Annotated in this window: 13 protein-coding genes; 11 read left to right on the top strand and 2 right to left on the bottom strand. The window is 60.3% G+C overall.

The genetic code is table 11. The features are described from left to right. Nucleotides 1–95 precede the first annotated feature (95 nt). Together FDQ92_RS03245 and ilvD are read right to left on the bottom strand one after the other, a co-directional pair. Nucleotides 96–962 (bottom strand): class I SAM-dependent methyltransferase, encoded by an 867-nt coding sequence (locus tag FDQ92_RS03245; RefSeq protein ID WP_137423254.1) that lies wholly within the window; start codon nucleotides 960–962, stop codon nucleotides 96–98. A 19-nt stretch (nucleotides 963–981) separates the two neighbouring features. After that, nucleotides 982–2,643: a dihydroxy-acid dehydratase gene (gene ilvD / locus FDQ92_RS03240; protein ID WP_137423253.1), complete on the bottom strand. Its 1,662-nt coding sequence runs from the start codon at nucleotides 2,641–2,643 to the stop codon at nucleotides 982–984. A gap of 239 nt (nucleotides 2,644–2,882) precedes the next feature. On the opposite strand from ilvD, the gene FDQ92_RS03235 reads away from it, so the two are divergent. The 11 genes from FDQ92_RS03235 to FDQ92_RS03185 all read left to right on the top strand — a co-directional run bounded on the left by FDQ92_RS03235 (nucleotide 2,883) and on the right by FDQ92_RS03185 (nucleotide 15,969). Next, the gene (locus tag FDQ92_RS03235) at nucleotides 2,883–3,320 is read left to right on the top strand and encodes a MerR family transcriptional regulator (RefSeq protein ID WP_211341352.1); all 438 of its coding nucleotides are present in this window, start codon (nucleotides 2,883–2,885) and stop codon (nucleotides 3,318–3,320) included. 529 nt (nucleotides 3,321–3,849) lie between these two features. Continuing rightward, complete coding sequence (locus FDQ92_RS16085; protein ID WP_137425686.1) at nucleotides 3,850–4,059, top strand: hypothetical protein; 210 nt, start codon at nucleotides 3,850–3,852, stop codon at nucleotides 4,057–4,059. 313 nt (nucleotides 4,060–4,372) lie between these two features. Next, nucleotides 4,373–7,435, top strand: a complete 3,063-nt coding sequence (locus tag FDQ92_RS03225; protein ID WP_137423252.1) for an acyl-CoA dehydratase activase — start codon at nucleotides 4,373–4,375, stop codon at nucleotides 7,433–7,435. 16 nt (nucleotides 7,436–7,451) lie between these two features. Then, on the top strand, nucleotides 7,452–8,816 hold the full coding sequence (locus FDQ92_RS03220) for a CoA activase (RefSeq protein ID WP_137423251.1): 1,365 nt from the start codon (nucleotides 7,452–7,454) through the stop codon (nucleotides 8,814–8,816). Continuing rightward, a complete protein-coding gene (locus FDQ92_RS03215) occupies nucleotides 8,813–10,294 on the top strand; it encodes an Rne/Rng family ribonuclease (RefSeq protein WP_137423250.1) in 1,482 nt (493 codons plus the stop codon). The genes FDQ92_RS03220 and FDQ92_RS03215 overlap by 4 nt, the downstream gene beginning before the upstream one ends. A gap of 418 nt (nucleotides 10,295–10,712) precedes the next feature. Beyond that, nucleotides 10,713–10,982, top strand: coding sequence for a hypothetical protein (locus FDQ92_RS03210; RefSeq protein WP_137423249.1), 270 nt, complete (start codon nucleotides 10,713–10,715; stop codon nucleotides 10,980–10,982). Nucleotides 10,983–11,448: 466 nt separating this feature from the next. After that, nucleotides 11,449–12,693 (top strand): class I SAM-dependent rRNA methyltransferase, encoded by a 1,245-nt coding sequence (locus tag FDQ92_RS03205; protein ID WP_170180158.1) that lies wholly within the window; start codon nucleotides 11,449–11,451, stop codon nucleotides 12,691–12,693. After that, nucleotides 12,690–13,328 (top strand): MlaC/ttg2D family ABC transporter substrate-binding protein, encoded by a 639-nt coding sequence (locus tag FDQ92_RS03200; RefSeq protein WP_137423247.1) that lies wholly within the window; start codon nucleotides 12,690–12,692, stop codon nucleotides 13,326–13,328. The genes FDQ92_RS03205 and FDQ92_RS03200 overlap by 4 nt, the downstream gene beginning before the upstream one ends. Nucleotides 13,329–13,407: 79 nt before the next feature. After that, nucleotides 13,408–14,103 carry a RadC family protein gene (gene radC, locus FDQ92_RS03195; protein ID WP_137423246.1) on the top strand — a complete coding sequence of 232 codons (696 nt, stop codon included), beginning with the start codon at nucleotides 13,408–13,410 and terminating at the stop codon, nucleotides 14,101–14,103. Between the two features lie 11 nt (nucleotides 14,104–14,114). Continuing rightward, a complete protein-coding gene (locus FDQ92_RS03190; protein WP_137425685.1) occupies nucleotides 14,115–15,107 on the top strand; it encodes an NAD(P)H-quinone oxidoreductase in 993 nt (330 codons plus the stop codon). Nucleotides 15,108–15,111: 4 nt separating this feature from the next. Continuing rightward, complete coding sequence (locus FDQ92_RS03185) at nucleotides 15,112–15,969, top strand: ABC transporter ATP-binding protein (RefSeq protein ID WP_246041817.1); 858 nt, start codon at nucleotides 15,112–15,114, stop codon at nucleotides 15,967–15,969. Nucleotides 15,970–15,987 lie beyond the last annotated feature (18 nt).

Raw genomic sequence — 15,987 nt, 5'->3', positions numbered from 1 at the left:
GGCCCCCCTTCGATGGACTCCGGTGGAAAACTTCCCGGCCGCCGCGCTTGTGGTGCGCGGGCGACGTTGCTTCGTACGTTTCTTGAAACAGCCCCTCATACCGGTTCCGGATGATGAGAACCCACTGCGTGGGAAGATTCAAGGGCGGCGGCGGGCGGCCGCAGTTTTATGGGCTGGTTCCTTTCCGATGCCGGAAAGCGCCGGCAGGACGGGTGAAGCCTTACCGGGGCGGCGCCGCGGGGGAGTGAGCCCCGGAGTGGGTCTTGGATGGTCTTGCAGGTGTAGCGGATGTCGAGCCGCATGGCTACGAAATGGCCGAAGGGATGCACCTGAAAAAAGCGGCACCGTTCCAAGGGATGGGCATAGCGGAAGAGGGAAAGGGGAAGCGTGAGGCAGCTCCGCCAGACGTCGGCGGGAGCGCCGCAAAGGAGGTCTCCGGCCAGGCGTCTCAGTTCGCCCACGCTGAAGAAGGTCGCTTCCCGATACACGGTCGGCCGCCAGAACCCCTCCAGCCGGCGGGCTATAGCGGTGAGGGAATACTTGTTGAGAAAGCCTACCAGCACGTGTCGGCGGGCCACTCGGAAAGCTTCGCTCAGCGCCTGTTTGGGATTGTTCACGAATTCCAAGGTCGTGATCAGAGCGACTGTATCGAATTCTCCGTCTTCGTAGGGGAGGTCCTCGGCGAACCCTTGATCCACGGTGATGGTCTGTGGAAGCGCCCAGCGAGTACGCTGAACCAATTCCCAGGAAGGTTCGATGCCCGTGACCAGGTGACCCTGTTCGGCGAACCAGCGGAGAAACCGGCCGGTGCCGCAACCCACTTCAAGCACCCTCTGAGGGCGGCTCGGTGACCACACCCGTTGGAGCAGTTCCGTCTCCAGGGCGAAAACCGTTCGGCCGGGTTCCCGTTCGAACCACCGGTCCAGTCGGTCGGCATCTTCCAGGCGAAAGACGTATCCCATGGTGTGGAGTCCTGAGCCTTCATTCGCTGAAAACGGCGCCTTTGGCCCCGGAGGTGACCAGGCGGGCGTAGCGGGCGAGGTAACCCGTTCGAATCCGGGGCGGCGGCGGCTGCCAGCGCGAACGGCGCTCCTTCAGCGTGGCGTCGTCGACCCGGAGTTCCAGCTTCTTGTTGGGGATGTCGATGGCGATTTCGTCGCCTTCTTGGATCAGGGCGATGGGGCCGCCGGCGGCGGCTTCCGGGGAAATGTGCCCGATGGCGGCGCCCTGGGTGCCGCCGCTGAACCTTCCATCCGTGATGAGGGCCACGTCTTTTCCCAGACCCCGGCCCATGATGGCGGCTGTCGGCGTGAGCATCTCCTGCATGCCGGGGCCCCCTTTCGGGCCTTCGTAGCGGATGACCACAACATCGCCCGGCTCGATGGCGCCGTCGAGGATGGCGCCGGCGGCGTCCGATTCGCTCTCGAAGACCCGGGCCCGCCCGGTGCGCTGAAGCATTTCCGGAGCGACGGCCGATTGCTTCACCACGGCGCCTTCAGGAGCCAGGTTGCCGTAGAGAACGGCGATGCCGCCCTGGGCGTGATAGGGATTCTCCAGGGGGCGGATGACGGTCGGGTCCTGAACCGCAGCCGTTTGCAGGTTTTCGGCTACGGTTTTCCCGGTCACCGTGAGTACGTCGCCGGAAATGAGCTGATTTCGGGAGAGTTCCTTGAGGACCGCCTGGACGCCCCCCGCGGCATCCAGGTCTTCCAGGAAGTGCGAGCCGCCGGGCCGAAGCGAACACAAATGAGGCGTCCTGGCGCTCAATGCATTGAAAAGATCCAGGGGCAGATCGATCCCCGCTTCATGAGCGATGGCCGGGACGTGCAGCACCGTGTTGGTGGAGCAGCCCAGAGCCATGTCCACGGCGACGGCGTTCCGAAAGGCCTCCAAGGTGGCTATGTCACGAGGAAGAATGCCTCGTCGCACGAGTTCCATGATCTGCATGCCGGCCTGCTTGGCCAGGCGGACCCGGGCGGCCGCCACGGCGGGGATGGTTCCGTTTCCCGGCAGCGCCAGACCCAGAGCCTCACTCAAGCAGTTCATGGAATTGGCGGTGAACATCCCGGCGCAGGATCCGCACCCCGGGCAGGCGCATTCTTCCAGCATTTCCAGTTCCTCGGCGGACATGCGGCCGGCCCTGAACGCCCCCACACCTTCGAACACGGAAATGAGATCCACCGGCGTTTTCCCTACGCGACCGGCCAGCATGGGGCCGCCGCTCACCACAATGGCGGGGATGTTGAGCCGTAGCGCCGCCATGAGCATGCCCGGAACGATCTTGTCGCAGTTGGGGATGAGAACCAGGCCGTCGAACGGGTGCGCCATAGCCATGATTTCCACCGAGTCGGCGATCAGCTCCCGGCTCGCCAGGCTGTAGCGCATCCCTTCATGGTTCATGGCAATGCCGTCGCACACCCCGATGGTGCTGAATTCGATGGGTGTGCCCCCGGCGTGGCGGATACCGGCTTTCACGGCATCGGCGATGGTGTCCAGGTGGATGTGCCCCGGAATGATTTCGTTGGCGGCATTGACGACTCCGATGAGCGGCCGCTCCAGTTCCTGGCGGGTGTAGCCCATGGCCTTGAAGAGCGATCGGTGGGGAGCCTTTTCGATTCCCTTTTTCATGAGGTCGCTTCGCATGGTCGGTCTCCGGGTTGGCTGAGAAGGTGTGGGTTCGAAGGGTCTGGGAAGCGCTTCCGGACGGTGCTCTTCCCTTGCGTTCAAATTACGTTATCGCCAAGTACCCTGGCAAGGGAAAAGGCGTTCCGCCTGGAAAGCATCCCCGCTTGATTCGTGGGTTGACAATGTTGCATTTAACTCTGTATATTTTAATTCGTCAAATGACCTTGTAATGCTATCTTACGAAGGAGACGGAGCTCATGGACATCGAAAGTGGCAAAGCCCTGTATCCCATCGGCATTGTCGCGGAACTCCTCAATGTTCACCCGCGCACGCTCCGCATCTACGAGCAGGAGGGTCTCGTGAAGCCTTCCCGGCGCGGCGGCAAGCGTTTCTATTCCAACAACGACCTTCAATGGCTGAAGTGCCTCCGCCGGCTCCTCACCGAGGACGGACTCAACATCGCGGGCGTGAAAAAGCTTCTCACCGTGGCGCCCTGCTGGGAAATCCGGGGCTGTTCGGAAGAAGTCCGAAAGAACTGCCCGGCGATTCTCAATTTCCCGGTACCTTGCTGGGATCTGAAGCCTCGAATCTGCCAGGAGAAGGGACGGGTCTGTGCCGAATGCGAAGTCTATCTCAAGAAGAAGAACCACGTGATGATGCAGCGCTGCTGGAATGGTAAGAAAGAAGCGTCCTGAGATGTCGGGGAGATCCAGGGAAAGTGGTCTGCGGACGATCTTCGTGCAGACCGCTTCTGGGACTTCTACGCGGCTCGGGCCGACGCAGTGTTCCAGTGCATAGAAGGGTGCAGATCTTTTGCTTCTTGTTCCCAAGCTCCAGCTTGGGAACACAACCCGAGGTGAATCCCTTGTAAACGTGCGACTTCAACTTCTTGTTCCCAAGCTCCAGCTTGGGAACACAACTGTGCAGAAGCTCCAGCTTCGATTTCCATGAGTCCGTTCCCAAGCCATAGCTTGGGAACGAGGGAAATTCTATTTCCCCTCCCCTTGTGGGAGGGGATTAAGGGGAGGGGAATGTAACTGATTGACATACGTTAATTTTCTCACCCTCACCCCAACCCTCTCCCATCAAGGGAGAGGGGGATTTTTCGACCTTGTTCCCAAGCTGGAGCTTGGGAACGAGGGGAAATCCAGTATGTTAGGGGCGGATAATTTGAGTAATGTAGATACCCTCAAAGATAATAAATACGCAACTGGGAGGCTTAATATGCTTGAGATACATAAAAGCATCGTTGTTGATGAAAATCAGAAACCTATAGCTGTGCAGATTCCGATCAAGGAATTCGAACGTATGGAGGAGGTCATTGAGAACTACGGCTTGGCAAAACTAATGGATGAAGTCGCCGATGATGAACCGGTCTCTGTACAGGAGGCTAAGCATTTCTATGGGTCTTTGAAACGAGATGTGAAAAGTTGAATACAGAAAGCACTTTTTAAAGGAGCTTTCCAAGCTTCCTGAAGATGTCCAGACTCAGGCGGAGAAAGTTGTCTTTGATGATCTTATATGTGACAACCCCTTTGATCTCGGCTATCTTGAGCAAATGAAAGGGTACCCTAGTCGATGCATTGGGTTGATTCTTCACGGAGAGAACCGTATACTTTTGCGCATCGAAGCTCCCGGTGGACCTTCGCAGGCCGCGTGTTTATGCGATCGGTTCCCGTTGAGTGGGTCAGGGGGCGGACGCGGCACGCTGCCCGTGCATTTTGATTCCTCCTGCGAGGATGACAGCATGGTTTATGACGTTGGCATCGACGTGGGTTCCGTGAGTGTCAAGGCGGTGGTCATCGTCGAAAGCGGCGATATCGTCTGGGAAGCACCCTACATCCGCCATTTCGGGCTGGTGCGGGAAGAAGTGGTCGGTGTGCTGCAGCAAATTCATGACCGGTTCGGTGCCGAGAACGTGCGGTCCGTTTCCTTTACGGGCGCGCATGGGCAGCGGCTGGCGGAGCTTCTGGGTGCGCCTTACGAGGTGGATACCATCGCCCAGGTGGAGGGGGCCGCACACCTGGTGCCGGGGGTCCGCACCATCATCAGCATGGGCGGCCACGAGGCATGCCTCTTCCAATTGAGCCAGAACGGAAGCCAGTGGTACCTGGAAGCCTTCAACATGAACGGGCCGTGCGCTTCCGGAACGGGGTCCTTCATAGACCAGCAGGCGGAGCGGCTGGCGTCGTCGCTTTACGGCGCTGATTTCGAAATGAACGCCGAAAGGCTTCAGAAGACCCTGGAAGATTTCATCCGCCTGGGTCTCGAGCACACCCATCCTGCACCGGTGGCCTGCCGGTGCACGGTCTTTACCAAGTCCGACATGATCCATCTTCAGAACAAGGGAGAACCGCTGCCGAACATCATTGCGGGTCTTCATTTCGGAAACGCAGCCAATTATGTGAGCACCCTGGTGGCCAACCGCGAGCTCCATCCGCCCATAGTTTTCATTGGAGGCATGGCTTCCAATCCACTCCAGGTGAAGGCCTTCCGCCACTATTATCCGGAAATCCAGGTGCCGAAACACCACACGGCCCTAGGGGCCCTGGGCGTGGCGCTCCTGGCCGTGAAGCACGGGTGGAGGAACCGGGTCGACCCTGCGGTGCTCACCTCGGAAGAAAAACCCCAAAACTCGTCTTTTCCCCGCGGCGAAAGACTCCGCCTGGAATGGACCCGCTTCAGCTCGGAAAACAGCCTGGATCCCTGGCCGGTGGTGCCGAAGAATCCTCTGCCCACGTTTCTGGGCGTGGATATCGGTTCCACCACGACCAAGTATGCCTTGATCGACGAGCAGGGGGTGATTCGCCACAAGTGTTACGTTCCGACTCAGGGGAAGCCCATCGAAGTGACGCAGCGGTTGCTCAGGTCCCTGTGTTCCGAGGTGGGCGACCGGATCCAAATCCGCGCGGTGGCGACCACGGGTTCGGGACGGAACGTGGTGGGTGATTTCCTGGAAGCGGATCTGGTCATCGATGAAATCACGGCCCACGCACTGGGGGCCGTGGCCGTGGACGCGGACGTGGACACCATTTTCGAAATCGGGGGGCAGGATTCCAAATACATCCGGATCGAACGGGGTCATCCCCGGGATTTTGACATGAACAAGGTGTGCGCCGCCGGCACCGGGAGCTTCCTTCACGAACTGGCCAGCAAGCTCAAGATCAACATCGTGGGCGAATTCCAGGAACTGGCTCTTTCGGCGGAAAACCCCATCCACCTGGCGGAACGCTGCACGGTCTTCATGGAATCCGATCTCGTCAGCTACGCGCAGAAAGGTGCGCGGCGTGAGGATCTCATCGCAGGGCTGTGCTACGCCATTGTCCATAATTACCTCAACCGCGTGGTGGGAAGGCGCCACATCGGCGGCCGGATCATGTTTCTCGGAGGCCCGTCGCTCAACCAGGGGATCGTCGCCGCCTTTGAACGGGTGCTGAAACGGCCGTTGGTGGTTCCCCGGCATCGGGAAGTGATGGGGGCCTATGGTGCGGCCTTGGCTGTTCGGGAGAAGTTCCACAAGGGGGAGGTGGTCCCCAGGCAGCGGAACCTGGAGGCCATGGCGGCCATGAAGGTGACTTTCAAGGAGACCATCTGTCGGGCCGATCCAAAGTGCCACAACGAATGCAAGTTGAAGGTCTACGATTTTGGAGGCCGAAAAAGCATTTGGGGGGGCGAGTGCGGGCGCTACGAGGTCACCCATTACAAGGGCGCCGCAGCCGCCAACCTTTTTGAAGAACGACGGCGGCTTTTCGAAAAGGCGCTGGCGGGAAAGGCGGGGAGTCTGGAAGAGGCGACCGAGGGGGTCGATCCCGGCCGGCCGGTGGTGGGAATTCCATTGGCCCTGCATGCTGTGGAGTGGGGGATCTTCTGGGTGCGGCTTCTTTCGGAACTGGGCTTTCGGGTGTGTTTGAGTCCTCGGACGGACGAACGGATCGTATCGGCGGGGCTCAAATCCATGACGGCGGAGACGTGCTTTCCCGTGAAGGTGTTTCACGGCCACGTGAGATATCTCCTGGACCGGGTCGACTACCTGTTTTTGCCCAACGTGATCGACATGCCCACGCCCGGCCCGGCGGAACCCGGCATGCTCTGCCCGATGGTAGCAGGGTCCCAGTTCATGGTGCGCGCGGCGCTCAGGATCCCCGATCAGCGCCTTATCCGGCCGACCATCCATCTTCGCGAAGGGGTGGAAAGCATCGCGGATGCCGTGCGGCGTTCGCTTCCCGCCGGTTTTCAGCCGCGGCGCCTCCCGGCTGAGAAGGCCGTGGAGGCGGCGTGGGCGGCGGCGGAGGCGTTCCGCAGCGAGCTGCAGGAACGCGGCCGCAGCGTTCTCTCGGAACTTCCGGAATCGGAACCACTGTGGGTGGTGACGGGCCGGCCCTACAACCTTTACGATGAGCGGCTCAACCTCCAGTTGGGGCGCCATCTGGCGAAACTCGGCATCCAGGCCCTTCCCATGGATTACCTGGATGTGGACGGCGAGGACCTCTCTGATTTTCCCCGCATGTATTGGGGTCTCGGAGCGCGAATCCTTCGGGTGGCCAAGCGGATCGCTCGGACTCCCAACTGGTACGGGGTGCATCTGACGAATTTCAGCTGCGGGGCGGATTCCTTCATCGAGCATTTTTACCGGCACGTGATGGGCGAAAAGCCGTATCTCATCTTGGAACTGGATGAGCACAGTGCGGTGGCGGGGCTTCTCACCCGCATCGAGGCCTACCGAAACGTGGTGAAAACCGTTCATGCGAAACGGTTCGGGGGCCGGGTGGAACCCGCGGAACCGGCCCCGGCGTTTTCGTGCCTCAGATGAAAGGACGAGTCCACAGATGACGGTACTGGAAGCATCGCAAACGCCCGGGAGCATATGTACGGGAATCGCGCGTTTCGACGTTACGGGCCGCAAGCTGCTCCTTCCTCTCATGACGCCCTTGGGTACCCGGTTTCTGGCGGCCGCTTTCCGGGCTTTCGGCGTCTCCGCCGAGGTCATGGAGACCTACAAGGGCCTCGCCTACGGCAGGGAATTCACGTCGGGCAAGGAATGCTTTCCCTGCCAGGTGACGCTGGGCGATATCCTCTACCACCTGGAAAAGGAAAAGGAACGGCTCGGAAGCGCGTTCTCCGCGGATCGATACGTGTACTTTCTTCCTGAGTCGGACGGGCCATGCCGGTTCGGCATGTACAACAAGTATCAGCGACTGATCCTGGATCGCTTCCCGGAATACCGGGACATTCCCATCGCTTACCTGTCCACGCAGGACGCGTACGCGGTCGCCGGCCTGCTGCCGGCCCACCGGGCCCGTTATTTCCGGCGCTTGGCTTATGTTGCCACGATCATCAGCGACGTCATGGACCGGATCGTCTGGCGGGTGCGCCCCTACGAACGGCGGCGGGGCATGACGGATGCGTTCATGGAAGTGTCGGCCTGTGCCATGGAACGGTTGATCGAAGAGGTGGGGGGCCGCCGGGATTTCCGGGCCCTTTACCGGCTGTTGGAGGATGTGGCGTCCACCGCCCGGACCTTCATCGATCCTCGAAAACCCAGGCGCCCCAGGATCGGAATTGTCGGCGAGATCTATCTCCGGACCCACCCCGATTCCAACCAGGACATCATCCGCCGCGTGGAAGACTTGGGGGGGGAAGTCGTGGATGCGTCCATCGGGGAATGGATCAATTTTGTCAGCTACGAACATTCGCGAAAACTCAAGCGGCAGTGCCGCCTGGCCCGGCGCCGCGGGGATCGGAAGGTATTCCGAGAGGCGCTCCAAAAACTCGTGGTTCAGGAAGTGGAAAACGCCTGGCAGAGATGGCGGCAGAACGAAGTCTACCGCGTAGTGCGCCGCCGGCTCGACATCGAGCCCGACCATTCGATCCGGTCCATAGAACGGTTTCTGGATCAAGGGCGCCACTTCAACTTCGATGTGGGCACCGAGGCGGCCTTGAGCATCGGGGGGGCGCTGTCGTACCTCCATGAAGGTTTCAACGGCATCATCAATGTTTTTCCCTTTACCTGTATGCCCAGCACCATGTGCTCCGCCGTTTTGAAGCCCATATTGCACGAGAAACGCGTTCCTTACCTGGACGCCCCCTACGACGGTTCATACCAGCCCAACCGGGAGGCCGCCCTCCGCACCTTCATCTACCAGGCCCGCCAGCATCAGGCTGCACAAGGAAACGGCAGACATACTCCATGAGCGCACAGCATCTTTTGATCAACGCGGTCCACCCGGAAGAGTTTCGGGTGGCCCTTGTGGAGGGGCAGTCCCTTCAGGGATTCTTCATCGAAACGGCGACCCGCGGAAAATACGTGGGCAACATCTATAAGGGCATCATCGTGAATGCCCTTGCCGGGCTGCAGGCGGCTTTCGTCAATTACGGCGTCGAACGGCACGGCTTTCTGCCGTTTTCCGAAATCCACCCGGAATATTACAAGCGGGACGCGGGGGAGCAGGCGAAAATCCAGGACGTCATCGAACCCGGCCAGGAAGTTCTGGTGCAGGTGGTTAAGGAGGAAATCGGGAACAAGGGCGCGGCGCTCACCACCTACATTTCCATTGCGGGCCGTTATGTGGTTCTGGCGCCCGGCCAGAACCAGCGCGGCGTTTCGCGGAAAATAGAGGACGAAGCCGGGCGGGCGCGCCTCAAGGAAATGGCCCAGGAACTGGAAGTTCCCCCGGATATTGGAATCATCTTGAGGACCGTGGCCGAAAACCGGACCAAGCGTGAGATCAACAAGGACCTTAAGTATCTGCTCCGCATCTGGGACGAAATCAAGAAAAGGGCCCAGGAAACCCCGGCGCCCGCCCTCATCTACAAGGAGCGGGACTTGGCGACCCGGGTGATCCGCGACTATTTCAACCCGAGCGTGAAGACGATCCTGGTGGACGACAAAGAAGTATACAAGATGGTCAAGGATTTCCTCCGGATCGTCAGCCCCCGCCACCAGCGGATCGTCAAACTCTACAAGGGCGAAGGACCCATCTTCAACAAATACAAGCTGGAAGACCAGATCGACCAGCTTTTTCAGAAGCGCGTCCCTTTGAAGTCGGGCGGCTACCTCATCATCGACCCCACCGAGGCCCTGGTGGCCATCGACGTGAATTCCGGCAGAACCACCAGCCGAGAAGGCAAGCTGGAAGAGATGTGCTTCAAGGTGAACATGGAGGCCGCGGCGGAAGTCCCGCGCCAGCTCCGGCTGAGGGACCTGGGAGGGCTGATCGTAGTGGACTTCATCGACATGCGGAGTTCCCAGCACATCCGCGAGGTGGAGAAGAGGCTGCGTGAAGAGGTGAAGTGCGACAAGGCGAAAATCAAGGTCGGGCGGATCTCCCAGTTCGGCCTGCTCGAAATATCCCGCCAGCATCTGGGGCTCAACATCCAGCTGGGTTCCTACCGTGACTGTCCCTTCTGCGAGGGGACGGGCCTCGTGCGATCCACCGAAACCAACGCTCTGTGGTATCTAAGAAAGATCTGGAACGGTGTGCTGCGCGAGTCCGTGGCGTCGGTCCGGGCCACCCTGTCCCTGGATGTGGCCAACTACCTGCTCAACCAGAAGCGCAAAGACATCGCGTCCCTCGAAGAGCATTACGGCAAGGAAATCATCATCGAAGGCGTTCCGCACCTGCTGCCTCACGAAGGCCAGGTGGAGCTGGTTCCCTGCGCCACACAATGACGAAGCGCTCCATCTTGTTCCCAAGCTTCACCATCCACCTTGTTCCCAAGCTCCAGCATCCACCTTCTTGTTCCCAAGCTCCAGCTTGGGAACGAGGGGAAAATTCTATTTCCCCTCCCCTTGTGGGAGGGGATTAAGGGGAGGGGGGAGGGGGATCTTTTGACCTTCGTTATCCTTTTTGCTTAAGGTGTCCATTGGTCGCACGATCCCCGACCGCCTTTGTTCTTTCTGTCCCCCGTGGGACGGGGCGCGGAGCCGGTGGGAATTATCATAAAGATCGGCCCGGCGGGAGGTTTTGTTACAAAGTTTTGTTACAAAGTGATTGAATCGTCGGCGGAAATCGGCTATGGAGCCTTGTACGTTGAAGATTCGACCCGCATGATCGTACCGACTGCATAGGCGAGGGAGGCCGTCCCATATGGAGCTCAAAGATTTCGTAAAGACCGCCATCAAGAACGTGAGTCGCAAGGTGGCTGACGGTTCGCTGGACAGAAACGAGCAAGGCTACGCCGATCCGGAAGAAATGCTTCTGGATTGGATCTGGATCGAACTCAAGGAGGAAGCTCCCGACAAGGACGCGGTGATCCGCCTGGATCTGGACGATCTTTATGAGATCATCGAAAGCTATGCGGACATGTATGAAGATTACCAGATTCTGCTGGAATCGATTCGTACGGCGGAAGACTGAAAACGAGGCGGGTTGCCACGAGGGGAGCGCTCTTTGGGGAGCGCTTTTTTTTTATTTTGCCGGCCGGCCGATAGCTTGAGGACAAGCTTTCGGTGACGGTCCCCGGCCTCGGGGGTGGGATTTCCGGAAAAGATAGTGGAACGTCTAGGCGTTCAGGGCGCTTTCGCCCGCCGAACGTATGAGGGGGTGCTTAACCTGCGCGCCAGGGCAGGAGGCGGCTTGCCGACCTGCCGGCAGGCAGGCGACGCGAATCGCGGCCAAGGCCGCTCCTTCAAAACCGCCGGTCGCGGCCAAGGCCGCGCTTCTACCAAGGGATCCGGATGGCCGTCTTTTCAGTCTCGGAAAGCCTCCTGGGACGGTTTCGTGACGCCGCTCCAAGGGGGATTCTCTAGGACGTCGACAGGGGAATCCCCGGGAAACGAAGACGCCCGGGGCGATGCCGGGAAGTCAAGGATCGTGGAGTCCCTTGGAGAAAGGCAAAGCATTGGCACGGACGGTCAGGGTTAGCTCGGCTTGTGAGAAGCGGATCCTCAGGGGTCATCGCTGGATTTTCAGCAACGAGGTCGAGGAAAGACTCAAGGAGTTCCTCCCCGGGGAGTGGGTGACGGTGGTTTCCGGGAGCGGCAGGGCGCTGGGTGTGGGGTACATCAATCCCCGTTCGCTCATCGCCGTGAGGTTGGTCGGGGCACCCGGGCAGGAACCGACGAGGGCTTTTTTTCGGGACCGCGTGGAAGCGGCGGTCCGTTATCGGGCGGCGTGTTACCCGGGGGCTTCGGTGTGCCGCCTGATTTTTGGAGAATCAGACGGTCTTCCAGGACTGGTGGTGGACCGTTACGGCGACGTTTTGGTCACACAGGTCACCACGGCGGGCATGGCGGCGGTGGAAGAGGACCTCCATGCGGTTCTTGCGGAAAGGTTGAATCCGCGGGCGATCGTCTTCCGGAACGATACCGGCGCGCGGCAACTGGAAGGACTCCCCCTGGAAAAGGGCGTGGCCTATGGGAGTCTTTCCGGGCCGCTGGAGGTGGACTGTCACGGGCTGCGTTGGTCCGTCGATCCCCTGGACGGCCAGAAGACCGGGCTCTACCTGGACCAGCGGGACAACCGGGAGGCGCTTCGGCGATGGGTTCAAGGAAAGCGGGTTCTGGACCTCTTCTGCTATGAAGGAGGTTGGAGCCTTGTGGCTGCGGCGGCGGGAGCGGCCGAAGTGACGGGCGTCGACTCTTCGGAAGCCGCCGTCGAACGGGCCCGGGAAAACGCCCGCCTGAACGGTTTGTCGCAGGACGTCTCTTTCGTGAGGACTGAGGCGCTTGATTACCTGAAGCGAACGCCGCGCGGGGCTTTCGACGTGATTGTTGCGGACCCGCCGGCCTTCGCCAAGACGAAATCGGTCCTGAAGCAGGCCCTCAAGGGCTACACGGATTTGAATCGGCGGGCCTTGCTGGCGCTCAAACCCGAGGGTATCCTTGTAACCTCGTCGTGTTCGTATCACGTGAGCGAACAGGACTTTCAGGGCATACTCCTCAAGGCGGCGCTCGCGGCCGGCCGGCGACTCAGGCTGCTCCAGGCGGGCGGTCAGGCACTGGATCATCCTCCGGTGCTCGCCATGCCGGAAACACGCTATCTCAAGTGCTTTTTCGTCCAGGATGTTCCCGAGTTTTCGAGGCCTTTTTCTGCTTCTGATACGTTTAAAGGAGGGGAAGAATCATGAAATGGGGTTGCCGTTCGAAGTCGAGATGGTTGGCTTTTCTGGTTGCCGTGGTCACGATGTCGGGTGCCACCTGGGTTAGGGCCGCCTCCGAGCCCGGGCCGATGGAAGTCATCCGCGCGGGGACGGACCGGGTGCTGGAGGTGCTCAACCTGGGCGGCGCTGAACCCACGCCTGAGAGGATAAAGCAACGGCGGGAAGAAATCAGGGAAATCGCCTATGATTACGTCAGCTTCGAGGAGATGTCCAAGCGGGCCTTGGGGCGGCACTGGAAGAAGCTCTCGCCCCAGGAACGCGATGAATTTGTGGAACTCTTTCAAAAGCTGCTGTACAACACCTATATCGATCGGGTGGACACGTACACCGGCGGCGAAGAAAAAATCTACTACGATCAGGAACGGGTGGAGGGCGATTACGCGCAGATCAAGACACGGATCAGCTACAAGGAATCGGAAATACCCGTAGAATACCGCATGGTGCGCACAAACGGGAAGTGGATGGTCTACGATGTGGTCATTGAGGGGGTGAGCTTCGTGAACAACTACCGCAAGCAGTTCGACGAGGTGCTGACCAACCGGAGTTTCGATCATCTGCTGAGTGTGCTGCGTGACAAGATCGCCCAGTTGGAAAAGAGCTGATTGTCCGCGGGCGTAACGCGCCGGCCGGCACGGAGCGTCGCCCGCCGTGCCTCCAGGAGTCCTTCCGAATACCGTGTGAGTGAAGTGGTTGGATCCCATGACGCTGGGCCCCGATGGACACCGAAAACGGCTTCGGGAACGATTCGAGCGGGGTGGCCTGGAAGGTTTCCACGATCACGAGGTGCTGGAACTGCTGCTGACCTTCGCCATTCCGCGGCGGGACGTGAAGCCCGAGGCACGGCGACTGCTCGATGAATTCAAGTCCCTTTCGGCCGTTTTGGACGCGCCCTTGGCCGGGTTGTGTCGAGTGAAAGGGATCGGACCCCAGGCTGCGGCCCTCATTTCTCTGACGTCCAAGCTCCTCGACCGCTATCAAAAGGACCGGTGGAAGCGGGTGAACTGCCTCCAATCCACCCGGGATGCGGTGGGGTATCTGCAATCCCTTTTGGCGAGCGAACGCAACGAGGTCTTCTACGTTCTGGCCCTCAACAGCCAAAACGGGCTCATCGCGGCTGAAGAAATTCAGCGGGGGACGGTCAACCGCACGGCCGTCTTTCCCCGGCTGGTGGTGGAAGCGGTGTTGAAGCATCGGGCCACCGCGGTCATTTTCGCCCACAACCATCCGGGTGGAGACCCGCGGCCATCCGAGGCCGACCGCCAGCTCACGAGAAAGCTCTGCGGCATTTTGAAAGATCTCGACATCGCGGTGCACGACCACATCATCATCGCGGGTCTCGATTACTATTCCTTTGCTGAAAACGGGGAAATGAGATGAACCGAGCGACCATGCGGGCCATCCGGGTTGAGGAAACCGGAAAGCCGGGTGACTGGAACAAGCTGGTTGTGGCCGAGGTTCCGCGCCCCGAACCCGCCGAAGGCGAAGTTCTGGTGCAGGTCGAAGCCTTTTCGGTTAACCGAGCCGATCTTCTGCAGCGGCGCGGTCTCTATCCGCCGCCTCCGGGGGCCTCGCCGATTCTCGGCTTGGACTGCGCCGGCTACGTGGTTGAGCTGGGTGCCGGTGTGAGCCGATGGCACGTGGGCGACCGTGTTTTCGCCGTGGTCGCGGGTGGAGGCTACGGCCGCTACGTGGTGATCCCGGAAGACCACCTGATCCCCATTCCGGAAAACCTGTCCTTCACCGAGGCCGCCGCCGCTGCGGAGGTTTTTCTGGTGGCGTTCCTGAACCTGTTTCTGGAGGCGGGGCTTCAAAAAGGCGAGACGTTGCTCCTCCACGGTGGAGGAAGCGGCGTCGGGACCGCCGCCGTTCAACTGGCTCGGGAATCAGGAGCGTGCGTCATCGTGACTGCGGCGACGGCGGAAAAAATTGAACGCTGCCTGCAGCTGGGCGCTTGGGCCGGCATCAACTACAAGACCGAAGATTTCGCCAGGAGGGTGCGGGAGCTGACGGACGGCCGCGGGGTCGACGTGGTTCTCGACTGGATCGGCGCGCCGTATCTCGGAAAGCATCTGGACATCTTGAAACCCGGCGGCCGGCTGGTCATCATCGGGCTCATGGGCGGACATACGGGGGAAATAACGCTTGCTCCCCTCCTTACGAAGCGGCTCAAGATCATCGGGTCCGTACTCAGAAGCCGCAGCCGGGAAGAAAAGGCGGAGCTGGTCCGCCGATTCCGGAGTCAGGTGCTTCCGCTGCTGGCTTCCGGTAGCGTGAAGCCCGTGGTGGATTCCGTCTTCAATGCTGAAGAGGTCGAAACGGCCCATCAGCGGATGCAGGAGGGCGGCCATTTTGGAAAGATTGTCCTCACGTGGTCGGACTAGGAGCTTGTCCGAGAATACCCTTCACCCTTTGGAGACTTCCGAGACTCCAGGCCCCCCGGAGCGCTGGATCGCTCTCGAAGACGTTTCTTTGGTGCGGTCCCGCCGGCTCATTCTGGACGGGATCCATTGGTCGATCGCGCCGGGGACGCACTGGGTGGTCCTCGGAGCCAACGGTTCCGGAAAGACCACGCTCCTTATGGTCTTGGCGGGCTATCATTGGCCGACCCGTGGGCGCGTCACGGTTCTGGGACGGCGCTTTGGTGAAATCGACCTGCGCGAACTCCGGAAAGACATCGGGTGGGTCGGTTCATTCCTGCAGGCCCAGATTCCTTCCAACCAGAAACCACTGGATCTCATTGTGAGCGGCAGATATGCCGCCGTCGGCCGCATCTTTCAGCAACCCACGGCGGAGGACCGTGAACTGGCTGGGAATCTGGCCGAGTGCCTGGAATGTTCCAATATCCTGGGGTCTTCCTACGGGGTGCTCTCCCAGGGGGAAAAGCAGCGCTTGCTGATCGCCCGAGCCCTGATGGCCCGCCCCAGGCTCCTGATCTTGGATGAACCCTGCGCCGGGCTGGACCTGGTGGCGCGGGAAAAGCTCCTTCGATCCCTTGAACGGCTCGGCCGCGCCCCCGACTGCCCCACCTTCGTCTTCGTGACGCATCATCTGGAAGAGATCATTCCGGTCATTTCCCACGTCCTTGTCTTGAAAGACGGGCGGGTCCTGGCACAGGGACCCAAGGATGAAGTGCTCACTTCGCCGGTCCTGAGTCGGGCCTTCGGAATCTCCATTGAAGTCGCCAGGGAAAACGGTCGGTTTCGAGCGTGGGCGGCGGGCGGTGCGGGCTTCTTCCTGTCCTGATAAGGGGGACTCGCGTCG

It is taken from the genome of Desulfoglaeba alkanexedens ALDC, from assembly GCF_005377625.1.
Taxonomy (GTDB): Bacteria; Desulfobacterota; Syntrophobacteria; order Syntrophobacterales; family DSM-9756; genus Desulfoglaeba; species Desulfoglaeba alkanexedens.
This window is presented reverse-complemented; position numbering and strand designations above follow the sequence as displayed.